At 65.8% G+C, this 14,236-nt stretch carries 13 protein-coding genes; 2 read left to right on the forward strand and 11 right to left on the reverse strand.

Annotated elements, in window-relative coordinates; all coding sequences use genetic code 11:
- Nucleotides 1–65: 65 nt before the first annotated feature.
- Entirely contained in the window at nt 66–446 is a 381-nt protein-coding gene (locus N2K98_RS09510; protein WP_229951839.1) for a HesB/IscA family protein, read from the reverse strand.
- A gap of 160 nt (nt 447–606) precedes the next feature.
- Nucleotides 607–2,022 (reverse strand): dipeptidase, encoded by a 1,416-nt coding sequence (locus tag N2K98_RS09515; RefSeq protein ID WP_255797647.1) that lies wholly within the window; start codon nt 2,020–2,022, stop codon nt 607–609.
- A gap of 38 nt (nt 2,023–2,060) precedes the next feature.
- Between N2K98_RS09515 and N2K98_RS09520 the strand changes: the two genes are divergently transcribed.
- The gene (locus N2K98_RS09520) at nt 2,061–2,654 is read left to right on the forward strand and encodes a DUF3043 domain-containing protein (protein ID WP_255797646.1); all 594 of its coding nucleotides are present in this window, start codon (nt 2,061–2,063) and stop codon (nt 2,652–2,654) included.
- A gap of 66 nt (nt 2,655–2,720) precedes the next feature.
- On the opposite strand, the gene N2K98_RS09525 is transcribed toward N2K98_RS09520, so the two are convergent.
- Entirely contained in the window at nt 2,721–3,791 is a 1,071-nt protein-coding gene (locus N2K98_RS09525; protein WP_255865649.1) for a quinone-dependent dihydroorotate dehydrogenase, read from the reverse strand.
- Nucleotides 3,792–3,869: 78 nt separating this feature from the next.
- On the opposite strand from N2K98_RS09525, the gene N2K98_RS09530 reads away from it, so the two are divergent.
- The gene (locus N2K98_RS09530; protein WP_255865650.1) at nt 3,870–4,868 is read left to right on the forward strand and encodes an alpha/beta hydrolase; all 999 of its coding nucleotides are present in this window, start codon (nt 3,870–3,872) and stop codon (nt 4,866–4,868) included.
- Here the strand turns inward: N2K98_RS09530 and N2K98_RS09535 are convergent.
- The 8 genes from N2K98_RS09535 to N2K98_RS09570 form a co-directional block, all read right to left on the reverse strand.
- On the reverse strand, nt 4,855–5,697 hold the full coding sequence (locus tag N2K98_RS09535) for an isoprenyl transferase (protein ID WP_407079982.1): 843 nt from the start codon (nt 5,695–5,697) through the stop codon (nt 4,855–4,857). The two genes, N2K98_RS09530 and N2K98_RS09535, sit on opposite strands and share 14 nt — an antisense overlap.
- A 41-nt stretch (nt 5,698–5,738) precedes the next feature.
- Nucleotides 5,739–6,488 carry a DNA repair protein RecO gene (gene recO / locus N2K98_RS09540; protein ID WP_255865651.1) on the reverse strand — a complete coding sequence of 250 codons (750 nt, stop codon included), beginning with the start codon at nt 6,486–6,488 and terminating at the stop codon, nt 5,739–5,741.
- Nucleotides 6,489–6,556: 68 nt separating this feature from the next.
- Entirely contained in the window at nt 6,557–8,299 is a 1,743-nt protein-coding gene (gene leuA, locus N2K98_RS09545; RefSeq protein WP_255865653.1) for a 2-isopropylmalate synthase, read from the reverse strand.
- 175 nt (nt 8,300–8,474) lie between these two features.
- Nucleotides 8,475–9,998 (reverse strand): LCP family protein, encoded by a 1,524-nt coding sequence (locus tag N2K98_RS09550; RefSeq protein ID WP_255797641.1) that lies wholly within the window; start codon nt 9,996–9,998, stop codon nt 8,475–8,477.
- A 90-nt stretch (nt 9,999–10,088) separates the two neighbouring features.
- The gene (gene era, locus N2K98_RS09555; protein ID WP_255865656.1) at nt 10,089–11,018 is read right to left on the reverse strand and encodes a GTPase Era; all 930 of its coding nucleotides are present in this window, start codon (nt 11,016–11,018) and stop codon (nt 10,089–10,091) included.
- A complete protein-coding gene (locus tag N2K98_RS09560; protein ID WP_370646407.1) occupies nt 11,011–12,315 on the reverse strand; it encodes a hemolysin family protein in 1,305 nt (434 codons plus the stop codon). Before N2K98_RS09560 ends, era begins: the two co-directional genes overlap by 8 nt.
- 20 nt (nt 12,316–12,335) lie before the next feature.
- Nucleotides 12,336–12,812: an rRNA maturation RNase YbeY gene (gene ybeY, locus N2K98_RS09565; RefSeq protein WP_255797638.1), complete on the reverse strand. Its 477-nt coding sequence runs from the start codon at nt 12,810–12,812 to the stop codon at nt 12,336–12,338.
- Nucleotides 12,809–13,918: a PhoH family protein gene (locus N2K98_RS09570; protein WP_255865657.1), complete on the reverse strand. Its 1,110-nt coding sequence runs from the start codon at nt 13,916–13,918 to the stop codon at nt 12,809–12,811. The genes ybeY and N2K98_RS09570 overlap by 4 nt, the downstream gene beginning before the upstream one ends.
- Between the last annotated feature and the right edge of the window lie 318 nt (nt 13,919–14,236).

The following is a 14,236-nucleotide window of genomic DNA, read 5'->3' on the forward strand; positions in this document are numbered from 1 at the left end:
AGTGACAGATCACCGCCGCGCCGGGCGTTTAATGCTCCTATTGCGGGCCGCCGCAGCCATGGTTCCTAGTGGAAGGAATCTCCACAGGCGCATGAGCCGCCGGCGTTGGGGTTGTCGATGGTGAACCCCTGCTTCGAGATGGTGTCCTCGAAGTCGATCGATGCGCCGGACAGGTAGGGGACGCTCATCTTGTCCACGATGACCTCGACGCCGTCGAAGTCACGGACGGCGTCGCCGTCCAGGACGCGCTCGTCGAAGTAGAGCTGGTAGATGAGTCCCGAGCAGCCTCCGGGCTGGACTGCCACACGGAGACGGAGGTCGGTGCGGCCTTCCTGCTCCAGCAGGCTGCGGACCTTCTGTGCGGCTACATCAGACAGCAGTACTTCGTGTACGGGCAGCTCGGCCTCTGCTGCAGCGGTCGTGTTTTCGCTGGTGGAAACGCTCATAGTTTCTCTCTTTCCTCAGCTGGTCTTTCCGCGTACACGCCTTGAATCGCCTGCCGCGGGCCGGACCAGTGTCTCAATGGTACGTCTGCTGGCCCCCAACGATCTAACAGGTGCCGGGCCTAAAAGAATTCCCGCCCGGCACCTGCTTTGGTCCTGTTTCCTAGCCTGCAACGGCTCCCAGGCGGGCGAGGAGCAGCGCTTCGGCCAGGATGGCGTTCCGGAAGTCGCCCAGGTCCAGTGATTCGTTGGCGCTGTGGGCGCGTGAATCCGGATCCTCGACGCCGGTGATCAGGATCTGCGCCTCCGGGAACAGTTCCACGAGGTCCGAGATGAACGGGATGGATCCGCCCATGCCCGATTCCACCGGCTCCACACCCCACGCCCGTTCGAGGGCCCACAACGCGGTGCGTGCGGCGCTGGCAGTGGTGTCGGTGGCGAAGGCATTGCCCTGCTCCCCCGGTGTGAACGTGACCTTGGCACCGAAGGGAGCATGAGCCTGGACGTGTGCCTCGACGGCTGCCATGGCCTCCTCCGGGCTCTGCCCGGGGGCCAGGCGCAGACTGAACTTCGCGCGGGCCTTCGGCTGGATGGTGTTGGAGGACATCGCCACGGTCGGTACATCTATGCCGATGATCGACAGGGCGGGTTTGGTCCACAGCCGGGAGGCAATGGAGCCCGTTCCGGCGAGCCGGACGCCGTCGAGCAGCGACGAATCGGCACGGAAGTCTGCCTCGGGGTACTCCACGGCGGCATCGTCACCGGACACGAGTCCGGCGATGGCGACGTCGCCGGCGTCGTCATGGAACGTCGCAATCAGCCGGGCCAGCAGGGTGGGCGCGTCCAGCACCGGACCGCCGAACATCCCGGAGTGCACGGCGTGGTCCAGCACCTGCACCTCCACGGTGCCGTCCACCAGCCCGCGCAGGCTCGTGGTGAGCGCCGGTACACCTACCTTCCAGTTGCCCGAATCGGCAACCACAATGACGTCGGCCCGCAGCAGGTCCTGGTAGGTCTCCAGGAAGGTGCGGAAGGTCGGGGACCCGGCTTCTTCCTCACCTTCGATGAACAGGGTGACACCGACGCCGGACTCCTCCCCCAGGACGTCCTCCAGGGCACGCAGTGCACCGATATGCGCCATGATGCCGGCCTTGTCATCAGCAGCGCCGCGGCCGTAGAGCCGTCCGTTGCGCTCTTCGGCGGTGAAGGGGTCGGACTCCCAGAGGTCCGGGTCCCCGGGCGGCTGGACATCGTGGTGGGCGTACAGCAGGACGGTGGGCGCGCCGGCCCGGGCGGGACGGCGGGCGACGACGGCGGGGCCGCCGGGGGTGCCGTTGTTGTCCACCCGGAGCACCTGGACGTCTTCGATGCCGGCTTCGCGGACCAGCTCGGCGACGGCGGCGGCACTGCGGTTCAGGTGCTCCGGATCAAAGGAGTCCCACGCGATGCCCGGGATGCTCACCAGGGACTTGAGCTGCTCGACGGTCCGCGGGAAATCCGCGGCCACGCTGGCACGGAGGGCGTCCTCATGGACATCCGCGGATGAGGGATTTGCGTCTGGAGTGGGGTTGGAAGTCATAGCCAAAACCCTACAATCTTTCACGGTATCCTTGGGATGTGTTCGGACGAAAGAAAGAAGCGCCCACCGCGCAGGAAACTGTGGACCAGGCAGCTGCCGCTGACCAGGCAGCCAACGTACGGGTGGGCAAGGGTGCCCCGACGCCCCGCCGCAAGGACCAGGTAGCCGCCCGCCGGCGGCCGTTGGTTCCTGATGACCGGAAGGCGGCCAAGGCTGCCAACCGCGATGCACTCCGGGAGGAGCGGCTGAAGACCCGCCGCGCCCTGGACACCGGCGAAGAGCGTTACCTTCCCCTTCGGGACAAGGGCCCCAACCGCCGGTTTGTCCGCGACGTTGTTGATGCCCGCTGGAACATCGGCGAATTCATCATGATCGCTGCGCTGGTCTTCGTCCTGTTCAGCTTCATCCCGAGCATCGATGTCCAGCTGATTGTGATGGCTGCGTTCTGGGTGCTGATCCTTTTGGTCATTGCGGACAGCTTTATGCTGCGCCGGCAGATCCGGAAGCGCCTGACGGCCAAGTTCGGCGGGCCCAACCCCGGTGATGTCTGGTACGGGGTTTCCCGTTCCCTGCAGCTGCGGCGTTTCCGCCTCCCGAAGCCGCAGGTCCGCCGCGGCCAGTACCCCTCCTGAGCGTTTTCCAAGACAAACTTCCGTACGAAAAATGAAAGGGCCGCCCGCGGGCGGCCCTTTCATTGCTTAACGGCGCGCCCGGGCCAGGCCCCGGTTGATCCGTGCCGCCCAGAAAGGACCTTCATACAGGAACGCGGTGTACCCCTGCACCAGAACCGCACCGGCATCGAGGCGCTCCTGTACATCGGCGGCCGTTTCCACTCCCCCGACGGAAATGATGGCCGGGCCGTCCTCCCCCAGCCCGGCGCGCAGCCGCCGCAGTACCTCGAGGGACCGTTTCTTCAGCGGGGCACCGCTGAGCCCGCCGACGCCGCAGGCAATCACGCGTTCCGGGTCGGTCACCAGGTTTTCCCGGGTGATGGTGGTGTTGGTGGCGATCACGCCGTCCAGCTTCAGGGACAGGGCGAGCTCGGCGACGTCGTCAATGTCCGCGTCGCTCAGGTCCGGGGCGATCTTGACCAGCAGCGGGACGTGCCGGCCGGCGGCCTCGTCTGCGGCGCTGCCCACCTGGGCCAGCAGCGGCCGCAGCGTGGAAATGTCCTGCAGCAGGCGCAGCCCGGGCGTGTTGGGTGAGCTGACGTTAACGGCGAGGTAGTCGGCGTAGGGGGCCAGTTCCCGGGTGCTGGCGAGGTAGTCCTCAACGGCGTCCGTGAGTTCGACGGTCTTGGTCTTGCCGATATTCACACCGATGACGGGCCGCGGCGTCCCGAAGGCTTTTGCCAGTGCCGTCCGGGCCTTGTCCAGGCGGGGCGCCACGGCGGCGGCGCCGTCGTTGTTGAAGCCCATCCGGTTGATCACCGCCCGGTCCTCGACGAGGCGGAACAGGCGAGGCTTCGGATTGCCCGGCTGGGCGGAGGCAGTCACGGTACCCACCTCCACGTGCCCGAAGCCCAGGTTGCAGAGGGCAACAATGCCCGAGCCTTCCTTGTCGAATCCCGCAGCCAGCCCGAACGGGGACGGAAACGTCAGGCCCAGTGCCTCGGTCCGCAGCACCGGGGCAGGGCGCATCAGGCGGCGCAGCACCGGACCGGCGGGCGTGCGGGCGGCGGCACGGATGAGGACAAAACCGATCCGGTGGGCCAGTTCGGGATCCATGCCGGAGAAAACGAGCCGGAAAAAGGCGGGATAGATGCGCATACGTCAAAGATTGCAGAACCGGCACCGTGTGCCAAACCCCAACGGCAAACCGGCGCGCGGTCGGCTAATGTCGGTTGCATGCGCCGCGAACACCCCACTTGGAAACCTGATGTTCTCGGCGACGGGTTCCGCAGCCTGACCCTCGAGCTGGGGGAAGACGACGAAGGCCCGGTGGTTGCAACCCTGGTCTCGTACTGTCCGCCGGTTCCGCCCGTCCCGGCCGGAGGCAAGATCGATGCCGTCCTGTACCTGCACGGATGGAGTGACTATTTCTTCCAGGCGGACCTGGCACGGTTCTGGGCCGCGCAGGGGGCGGCCTTCTACGCCCTCGACCTGCGCAAATACGGCAGAAGCCTGCGCCCGGGGCAGTCGGAGGGCTATGTGAGCGACCTGGCGGAGTACGACGCCGATATCGAGGCGGCGCTCGAGGCTATGGAGGCGGATATCCAGGCCCGTTTCGGCGCGGGCATGCGCACCACGCTGATGGCGCACTCGACCGGCGGGCTGGTCGCCGCACTCTGGGCGGACCGTTTCCCCGGGCGCCTGCAGGCACTGATCCTGAACAGTCCCTGGCTGGAGCTCAGCGGCAGTTCCATGCTCCGCTTCGCCACCAACGGCCTGCTGGAACCCGTCGCCCGCCGGAGGCCCCGGACCCGGCTGAGGATCCCCGAGTTCGGTTTCTACTTCCGGAGCATCAGTTCAGCGATGGACGGAGAGTGGGACGTGGATCCGCTCTGGCGTCCGCCGTTCAGTTTCCCGGTCCGCGCCGGCTGGCTCAGGGCTGTGCTCGCGGGGCACGCCCGGGTCGCCCGCGGCCTCGACATCCGGGTCCCGGTGCTGCTGCTCGCCTCTGCCGCCTCCACCATCTCCCCCACGTGGAATCCGCTGATGCTGCGCACCGACAGCGTGCTGGACGTGAACCTGATGGTGCAGCGCGGCGTCCTGCTTGGCCCGGAGATCACCGTGTACCGGTTCGACGGTGCCCTGCACGACACCCTGCTTTCCGCGCTGCCCGTCCGCACCCGGGTCTACGAGGGGATCCAGCGGTGGTCCAGGGCCTTTATCATCCCGCGTTAGCTCCGGCCTTGTCAGGTGCAGCGGCAGGCGCCTGGCCGGCCGCTTCCCCGGTGTCCGTGCCGCCGGCCGCCTTGTCTACGGCACCGCCGTACCTGCGGTCCCGGCGGGCATAGATTTCCACCGCTTCCCACAGGGTCCGCCGGTCTACGTCCGGCCAGAGGGTGTCCATAAAGACCATCTCGGCGTATGCGGACTGCCAGAGCATGAAATTGGAGAACCGCTGCTCGCCAGAGGTGCGCAGGAACAGGTCGACGTCGGGCAGGTCCGGTTCGTCCAGGTACTTCTGGATGGTCTTCTCGGAAATGGACCCGGGCCGCAGCTTGCCCTTCTGGACGTCGGCGGCAATGGCGGCGACGGCGTCGGCGATCTCGGCCCGGCCCCCGTAGTTCACGCACATGTTCAAGGTGCACACGGTGTTGCTGCGGGTTTCTTCTTCCGCAATTTCCAGTTCCCGCACCACGCTTTGCCACAACCGGGGACGGCGACCCGACCAGCGGATCCGTACACCCCACTCGTTGAGCTGGTCCCGCTGCCGGCGCAGTACATCCCGGCTGAAGCCCATGAGGAAGCGGACCTCCTCCGGGGAACGCTTCCAGTTCTCCGTGGAGAACGCGTACACGGAAACATGGCGGATGCCCATCTCGATGGCGCCGGCCATAACGTCCAGCAGCGCAGCCTCCCCGGCGCGGTGTCCCTCGGTCCGGGGCAGGCCGCGCTGGTTCGCCCAGCGGCCGTTGCCGTCCATCACGATCGCCACATGGGCGGGCACCAGCTCCGCCGGAACAGGCGGCGGAACCGCGCCGGAGGGGTGCGGAGCAGGCCTGCTCACGGGTCCTGCCGGCCTGGCAGCGGAAGATTTTGAACGCAAGGTCAGACACGCTCCACATGTTGAAGGGACCGCAGCACCCGTTCCAGGTGCCACTGAAGATATCCGGCCACCAGGCCGGCGGACTCGTGGCGCGGCTGCGGGCCGGAGGCGTCGGCCGTGGTCCAGTCACCGGTAAGCAGCGCGCCGAGCAGCACCATGGTCTCCGGGGACGGCGACGCCGAGCCGGGCGGCCGGCAGGCGGGACAAACAGCTCCGCCCAGCGGTGCGGAGAATGCGGTGTGCGGGCCAGGGGCTCCGCAGCGTGCACAGTCGGTGAAGCTCGGTGCCCACCCGGCGGTGGACAGGGCGCGCAGCAGATAGGAATCCAGGATCAGTTCCGGGGCGTGGGAACCGCGGCTGAGGGCCGCGAAGGCGCCGATCACCAGCTGGTAGTGGGCCTTGGCGGACTCGCCGTCGATGTCGGTCAGCCGCTCCGCGGTTTCGGCAATTGCGGCCGCAGCTGTGTAGCGGGCGTAATCGGCTGCAATGCCGTGCCCGTAGGCGCCCTTGGTCTGGGCCTGGGTCACGATGTCCATGTTTCGGCCGTGCGCGAGCAGCAGCTCGGCGACCATGAACGGTTCCAGCCGGGCGCCGAACTTGCTCGACGTCCGCCGAACGCCTTTGGCCACGGCCCGGACCTGCCCGTGTTCGCGGGTGAGGAGGACGAGGATGCGGTCCGCTTCGCCCAGCTTGTGGGTGCGCAGGACAACCGCGTCATCCCGATAAGTGCGGGATGCAAAGGATTTGGCCACGAAACCTATTTTCCCATGCCCGGGCACGCCCGGCGGACCGCTGCCGCCCGGCGTGCCCCCCGGGCAGCCTAGGACTGGTCCCGGATGGCCCGGTTCACGGCCGAGATGACGGCCTTCAACGCGGACATGGTCGTGTTGGGATCGATCCCCACACCCCACAGCACCCGCTCCCCCACGGCCAGCTCAACGTACGCCGCGGCGTGCGCGTTGCCGCTGGCGGACAATGCGTGTTCGGTGTAGTCGAGCAGCCGGACGTCGATCCCGTCCTGGCCCAGGATTTCCAGCAGCGCCGCAATGGGACCGGTTCCGCTGGCCATCCGCCGCTTCACTATGCCGTCCGCGCTCAGGGTGGCGGTGAGATTGAAGCGCCCGTCGGCAGCCGAGTCCGCGTTTACCGACGTCAGCTCGTAATGTCCCCAGGCCGCGCCGTCGGACTCCGGCGTGTGCGGCAGGTACTCGTCCTGGAACACCTTCCAGAGCTCTGCTCCGGTGATCTCGCCGCCGGCGGTGTCCGTGCGGCGCTGGATCACCCCGGAGAATTCGATCTGCGCGCGGCGCGGCAGGTCCAGGTTGTGCTCATTCTTGAGCAGGTAGGCCACGCCGCCCTTGCCGGACTGGGAATTCACGCGGATCACTGCTTCGTAGCTGCGGCCGATGTCCTTCGGATCGATCGGCAGGTAGGGCACGCCCCACTGCAGCTCGTTCACCGTCTTGCCGTCCGCGGCGGCCTGGCTCTCCATGGCTTCGAAGCCCTTCTTAATGGCGTCCTGATGGGAGCCGGAGAAGGCGGTGAAGACCAGGTCCCCGCCGTACGGTGACCGCTCGGGCACGGGGAGCTGGTTGCAGTATTCGACGGTGCGGCGGATCTCGTCCATGTCGGAGAAGTCGATCTGGGGGTCTATGCCGTGGCTGAACAGGTTCATGCCCAGCGTCACCAAGTCCACATTGCCGGTGCGTTCGCCGTTGCCGAAGAGGCAGCCTTCAATCCGGTCCGCGCCGGCGAGGTAGCCCAGTTCCGCCGCTGCGACACCGGTGCCCCGGTCATTGTGCGGGTGCAGGGACAGGATGACGGATTCGCGGTTGGCAATGTTCCGGTGCATCCACTCAATGGAGTCCGCGTAGACGTTCGGTGTGGTCATTTCCACCGTTGCCGGAAGATTCAGGATCATCTGCCGGTCAGGGGATGCCTCCAGGACTTCCGCGACCGCGTCGGAGATCCGCAGCGCAAAATCCAGCTCCGTGCCGGTGTAGGACTCGGGCGAGTACTCGTAGGTGACATCGACGCCGCGCAGCTGCTCCTCGTATTTTCTGCACAGGCGCGCACCCGAGAGGGCAATATCCACAATGCCGTCGCGGTCCGTGTTGAACACAACGCGTCGCTGCAGCACCGACGTCGAGTTGTACAGGTGGACGATCGCCCGGTCCGCGCCCTCAAGGGATTCGTAGGTGCGCTCAATCAGGTGCTCCCTGGACTGGGTCAGGACCTGGATGGTGACGTCATCAGGGATCCGGTCCCCCTCGATAAGCTGGCGCACGAAGTCAAAGTCCAGCTGGGAGGCGGAGGGGAAACCGACTTCGATCTCCTTGAACCCCATCTTCACCAGCAGGTCGAACATCTTATGCTTGCGTTCGGGCGTCATGGGGTCGATCAGCGCCTGATTCCCGTCCCGCAGGTCCACGGCGCACCAGCGCGGTGCCTTGGTGAGGACCTTGTCCGGCCAGGTCCGGTCCGGCAGGTTCACGGCAATCTGCTCGTGGAAGGGAACGTACTTGTTGATCGGCATGCCCGAGGGCTGCTGTGCGTTACGCATGGTGTTGTCTGGCCTTTTCTAGTCGATCATCAGAAAGAGTGGCCGGGCAACACAGACTCCGCAGCGAGGGGCGGCCTAAGCAGGTGCTTGTGTGGCCTCGCCGCGGCAGCTAAGGAGGAGGATCTCTGCGTGCACGTGACCAGACTAACACGCAGCCGTCCAGGTTCCTGAAGAGCTAGTTCCCAAACGCCGTCTGGCACGTTACCTGGGCCGCGGTTTGTCCGTCCAGGTCTCCCAGATCGCCCAGATCCCCCATCGTGGAACCGCTGGCGAAGTCCGTGCCGATCTGCACGGATACCCCGGTGTAGGCGCCGCTGAGTACCACCTGCACATCAGGAATGTTCAGTGTCCGGGCCACTTCCATGGCCATCTCTTCATATCCGTAGCCGTAGAAGATCTGGGTGGCCGGGCTCTGGGCACCCGCTGTGCCGCCGGCAAGGGCCTGGATGAACCCCTTGGAGGTGAGGTACTCGAGGACCGCGGTGTCGCGGCCGGCGGTGCCCGAAGCGTTGACCAGTGTCACCGGAACGGCAGCGGGGTCAACGGCGGGGGCGGCAGGTTCCGCCGTCCCGGGAGCGGCAGGGGTGCCCGCTTCTGCCGTATCCGTAGCCTCCGGTGACGGTGTTGCGCCCGCGGTGATGCCCTGGTCGGAGACCAGCGCGTCGAAGAGCGGCTGGGCCTTGGCTTCGTCGAGGACCAGCCTGTTGGTGTCGTATTCATACGGCACCACGGGAGCCGTTACGAAGGCAACATTGCCGAGGTCAACGTCTTTAAGGCGGGTGGCCAGTGAAACCAGGTCGGGGATGTTCGCAAGCTCTTCGTCCACGGTGAGGTTCTTCGTGACGGTCTCCGCAATCGAATAGAGCTTGGGCAGGTTGTTCAGCGTTCCCTCATCCTTGACCTTCCGGACCATGGAGGCCAGGAAGCTTTGCTGCGCGCGGATCCGGCCTTCGTCGCCTCCGTTGCCGAAACCGTGCCGGGTCCGGAGGAAGGCAAGGGCCTGCTCGCCCTGGACGCTGCTCACTCCGGCCGGCAGCTTCAGGCCGGAGAGCGGGTCGTCAACGGGCTGGTTGACGCAGACCTCCACACCGCCGAGGGTGTTCGACAGTTCCTTCACTGCATCGAAGTCGGCCATCATGAAGTGGTCGATCGACAGACCGGTGACCTCGTTAATGGCAGCAACGGTGCAGCCGGGGCCGCCGTTGCCCAGGGCCCCGTTCAGTTGGCCCAGGTCCATGGCGTCATACACCGTGCCGGATTCGGGATCCTCACATGTTGGCAGCGGGACCAGAAGATCGCGGGGGAAGCTGACCACGGTGACGTTCGAGCGGTCCGCCGTGAGATTCACCAGCATCATGACGTCGGAGTTGTTCGAGTCCTGCCCGTCACGCTTATCGGTGCCGAGCACCAGGATCTGCATCGGATCAGTGTTGGCGTCTACCTGCTCCACCGGTGTGTCATCCGACCCAAGATTCAGGGGCTGGGTTTCGAAGTTACCCCTCAGCCTCAGCAGTTGGACGGCGCCGAACACCACCCCGCCGACCAGCACCAGGGCCAGCGCCGCGGCAATGCCTTTAAGCAACGGGTGGCCGGCGGCGGCGCCGCTCGAAAGGTGCCTGCCGCCTGGTTCTGCTGAACCCTTACCTGTAGTCGGTTTTCCCAAGGGGCCGCCGCCCGTTGCGGCACGGCGAGATGACATAGCCGGTCCCCTTCATGAATCAAAGTGCTCAAACGAATGCTTCAAAGTGTACGGCCAGATCCTGTGGATACGGGACCGGGCCGCTCCGGACTAGAAACCGAGCTTCACCAGCTGCTTGGGATCGCGCTGCCAGTCCTTGGCGATTTTAACGTGCAGGTCGAGGTACACCTTAGTGCCCAGCAACGCCTCGATGCCGCGTCGGGCGGTGGTTCCGACGTCGCGCAGCCGGGACCCGCCGCGGCCGATAATAATGGCCTTCTGCGACGAACGCTCTACGTAGAGGTTGACCCGGACATCCAGCAGCGGATTATCTTCGCTGCGTCCCTCACGCGGCACAATCTCGTCCACCACCACTGCAAGCGAGTGCGGCAGCTCGTCGCGGACGCCTTCAAGGGCTGCTTCACGGACCAGTTCGGCCACCATCACGGCTTCGGGCTCATCAGTCAGTTCGCCGTCGGGGTACAGGGGCGGGGACGCGGGCATGTGCCCCGCCAGGACTTCCGCCACGGTACCGACCTGGAATCCGTCGGCTGCCGAAACGGGCACGACGTCGGCCCATCCTGCCTCCCCCAGCACTTCATTGCCCAGCGCGGTGACGGACATCAGCTGCTTGGCCAGGGCGGCGCGGTCCACCAGGTCCGTCTTCGTGACCAAGGCGATTACGGGTGTCCGCTTCAGGGCCGCCAGCTGCGCAGCGATGTAGCGGTCGCCGGGGCCAACCGCCTCGTTGGCGGGCAGGCAGAAACCAACGGCGTCAACCTCCGCCAGGGTATCCGCCACCAGTTCGTTCAGCCGCTTGCCCAGCAGGGTCCGTGGACGGTGCAGGCCCGGGGTATCCACGAGGATCACCTGGGAGTCCTCGCGGTGGACAATGCCGCGGATGGTGTGCCGGGTGGTCTGCGGCTTGGCGGAAGTGATGGCCACCTTGGAACCGACCAGCGCATTGGTCAGGGTGGACTTTCCGGCGTTGGGCCGGCCCACCAGGGAAACGAATCCTGCGCGGAACTGCGGTTCAGTCATTACGGGGTACCAATTCTGTAGAGCGGGTGCGCGGAGCAGGGTTTCTGCCCTCATCGCTGATTTCTTCGTTTTCTGTGTTCCAGGCCAGCACATGCGAAACGCGGTTGCGCCGGCCCTCCAGCCGTTCGGCGTGCAGTGCGATGCCTTCGACCACTACCTCGCTGCCGACAATCGGGACGCGGCCCAGGGCCTTGGCCAGGAGGCCGCCCACCGTGTCCACTTCATCATCCTCCAGTTCGACGCCGAACAACTCACCAAGGTCGTCGATGCCGGTCTTGGAGCTGACCCGGTAGCGGCCGTCGCCGAGGCCTTCGATCTCGGGGCGCTCCGAGTCGTACTCGTCCACGATTTCCCCGACGATCTCTTCGATCAGGTCCTCCAGCGTAACCAATCCCGCCGTTCCGCCGTATTCATCGATGACGATCGCCACGTGCGTGGACTCGCGCTGCAGTTCCTGCAGCAGCTCGCTTACGGCCTTGGACTCGGGAACGTAGCGGACGCTCCGGGCGTAATTCTCGACCTTCTGCACCGAGGCCCGCTCCGGGTCACTGTGCATCTGCGCGGCGACGTCCTTCAGGTAGAGGATGCCCACCAGATGGTCCGCACTGTCCTCGATGACCGGGACACGGGAATAGCCCGAGCGCAGGAACAGCGACATGGCCTGGCGCAGCGTGCTGCCGGCTTCGATGCACACCATGTCCGTGCGCGGGACCATGACGGACCGGACCTTGGTGTCGCCGAGTTCGAAGACCGAGTGGATCAGTTCCGCCTCGGTATCCTCGATCATGTCCGCATCGGACGCGCGGTCCAGCAGTTCCCGGAATTCCTCTTCCGTGAAGAACGCGGCATCGGGCCCCTGGGTGCCGGGGGCGACGGCGGTGCCGAGGCGGACGAGCCATCCCGGGATCGGTCCCAGGACCGTCCGCAGCACACGGACAAGTCCGGCCGTGAGTACAACGACGGCCGTGACGTGCTTGCGCCCGATCTGTCTTGGCGAGACGCCGACGAGGACAAAACCGACGGCAGCCATGGTCACCGTGGCAAGCAGGCCCGCCAGCCAGATGTTGTCCAGCAGCAGCTGGAAGAGCGTCGCCACAGACACGGCCATGGCCATTTCGAACCAGACGCGCCAGAACCGCAGCGCATGCATGTGTGCCACCGGGTGCGCCAGGATACGGCGCAGCGGGGCTCCTGCCTTGCCGTGGAGCAGCGCTTCGGCGTCCTGCCGGGGCAGGTAGCCGTACGCCGATTCCGCGGCGGTCAGCAGGCCCGCCAGGACCATGAAAGCCATGGCCATGACGATGAGGACGCCAATACTCAACTTCGGGTCTCCTTGGGTGCCTGTTTACCCAGGTAGGCGGAAAGGAGGCGGCGCTGGAGACCAAACATCTCCTTCTCCTCCTCCGGCTCGGCGTGGTCGTAGCCCAGCAGGTGAAGGACGCCGTGGGTGGTCAGGAGCAGCAGCTCCTCACCGGTGCTGTGGCCGGCGTCGGCGGCCTGCCGGGCCGCCACCTGCGGGCACAGCACAATGTCGCCAAGGACGCCGGCGGGGGTGATCCGGCCGGCGGTTCCGGGGCGCAGCTCATCCATCGGGAAGGACAGCACATCCGTGGGACCTGGCAGGTCCATCCACTCAATGTGCAGCTTCTCAATGGCGTCCTCGTCCACGAGGATGATGGACAGGTCTGCTTCCGGATGCACGTACAGGCTATCCAGGAGGTACCGGCCCAGGCGGGCCAGTTCCTCTTCATCGACAGCCGGTGCACTGGATTCGTTGTTCACTTCGATGCTCATGCGCGGGCCTCCCGGCTGCGTCCGGCACTGGAGTGGCCGCTGCTGTTGGACCGGGCGCCGTCGTTGGACCGGCCGCCGTTGGACCGGGCGCCGTCTCCGCGGGCTGCCCCGGAGCGCCGGACCTCGTCCCATTCGCTGTAGGCCGTGACAATGTCACTGACGAGGCGGTGCCGGACGACGTCCACTGCCTGCAGTTCCGAGAATGCGACGTCGTCGATGCCGCCCAGGATGTCGTGGACAATCCGCAGGCCGGAGGCGGTGCCGCCGGGCAGGTCCACTTGGGTAACGTCGCCGGTGACGACCATCTTGGAGCCGAAGCCGAGACGGGTGAGGAACATCTTCATCTGCTCGGGCGTAGTGTTCTGGGCTTCATCGAGGATGATGAACGCGTCGTTGAGCGTCCGGCCGCGCATATAGGCCAGGGGCGCCACTTCAATGGTGCCGGCGGCCATCAGGCGGGGAATCGACTCGGGGTCCATCATGTCGTGGAGGGCGTCGTAGAGCGGCCGCAGGTACGGGTCGATCTTGTCGCTCAGGGTCCCCGGAAGGAAACCGAGCCGCTCCCCCGCTTCCACTGCCGGACGGGTGAGGATGATCCGGTTGACCTCTTTCTGCTGCAGGGCCTGCACCGCCTTGGCCATGGCCAGGTACGTCTTGCCGGTGCCCGCGGGACCGATGCCGAAAACCACCGTGTTGCGGTCAATCGCATCCACGTAGTTCTTCTGGTTCAGGGTCTTGGGCCGAATGGTCTTCCCCCGGGTGGAGAGGATGTTCTGCGTCAGGACATCGGCCGGGCGGTGCGTGCTCTGGTCCTTGAGCATGCTGATCAACTGCTCGAGAACCTGCGGTGTGACCCGGGTCTGGTGACGGGCCAGTACACGGACTTCATTGACCAGGCGTACGGTCTGCTCCACCTCCGCCGCGGGGCCGGACACGGACAGTTCGTTGCCGCGCACCATCAGGCTTACCTCGGGATTTGCCGTCTCAATGATCCTGAGCGCCTCATCGTTGGCACCCAGCGACTGGACCATGTGTTCCGTGGAGTCAAAGACTATTGTCTGGTTATCCAGCCGAATGGTGCCGATTTCCATTGAAGATTCGGTCATATAGACGGCCCTTTCAGGCCTTTCATCGCCCCTTATAGAGTCTGGTTTTAAAAGTTCATCGACCTTTTTACGGTGGTGACGGTTGGTTCGGGTATCCGTCCCACCAAAGCAAACGCCCTGATGCAGGCGATTATTTCCCCTGAACCCGGGTGCGGCCTCTGCGCGCCGCGCACCGCACGCTACCTAAATCTTACTTGATGCACCCCCCGGCGCACGGAAGAGCATCCGGTTTTATCTCGGCCCCGCAACGGTGATGTCTCAATCGTGTTTCAGTCCGGGCGCAGGCCCGTCCGCAGCACGGGCGGGCCCCGAAGCATG

The sequence above is a fragment of the Arthrobacter jinronghuae genome (assembly GCF_025244825.1).
Lineage (GTDB): Bacteria > Actinomycetota > Actinomycetes > Actinomycetales > Micrococcaceae > Arthrobacter_B > Arthrobacter_B jinronghuae.

What these genes read in the sequence shown, in the direction of transcription:
- N2K98_RS09510 (WP_229951839.1), bottom strand. Translation starts at nt 446, where the DNA reads ATGAGCGTTTCCACCAGCGAAAACACGACCGCTGCAGCAGAGGCCGAG.
- N2K98_RS09515 (WP_255797647.1), bottom strand. Translation starts at nt 2,022, where the DNA reads ATGACTTCCAACCCCACTCCAGACGCAAATCCCTCATCCGCGGATGTC.
- N2K98_RS09525 (WP_255865649.1), bottom strand. Translation starts at nt 3,791, where the DNA reads ATGCGCATCTATCCCGCCTTTTTCCGGCTCGTTTTCTCCGGCATGGAT.
- N2K98_RS09530 (WP_255865650.1), top strand. Translation starts at nt 3,870, where the DNA reads ATGCGCCGCGAACACCCCACTTGGAAACCTGATGTTCTCGGCGACGGG.
- leuA (WP_255865653.1), bottom strand. Translation starts at nt 8,299, where the DNA reads ATGCGTAACGCACAGCAGCCCTCGGGCATGCCGATCAACAAGTACGTT.
- N2K98_RS09550 (WP_255797641.1), bottom strand. Translation starts at nt 9,998, where the DNA reads ATGTCATCTCGCCGTGCCGCAACGGGCGGCGGCCCCTTGGGAAAACCG.
- era (WP_255865656.1), bottom strand. Translation starts at nt 11,018, where the DNA reads ATGACTGAACCGCAGTTCCGCGCAGGATTCGTTTCCCTGGTGGGCCGG.
- N2K98_RS09560 (WP_370646407.1), bottom strand. Translation starts at nt 12,315, where the DNA reads ATGGCCATGGCTTTCATGGTCCTGGCGGGCCTGCTGACCGCCGCGGAA.
- ybeY (WP_255797638.1), bottom strand. Translation starts at nt 12,812, where the DNA reads ATGAGCATCGAAGTGAACAACGAATCCAGTGCACCGGCTGTCGATGAA.
- N2K98_RS09570 (WP_255865657.1), bottom strand. Translation starts at nt 13,918, where the DNA reads ATGACCGAATCTTCAATGGAAATCGGCACCATTCGGCTGGATAACCAG.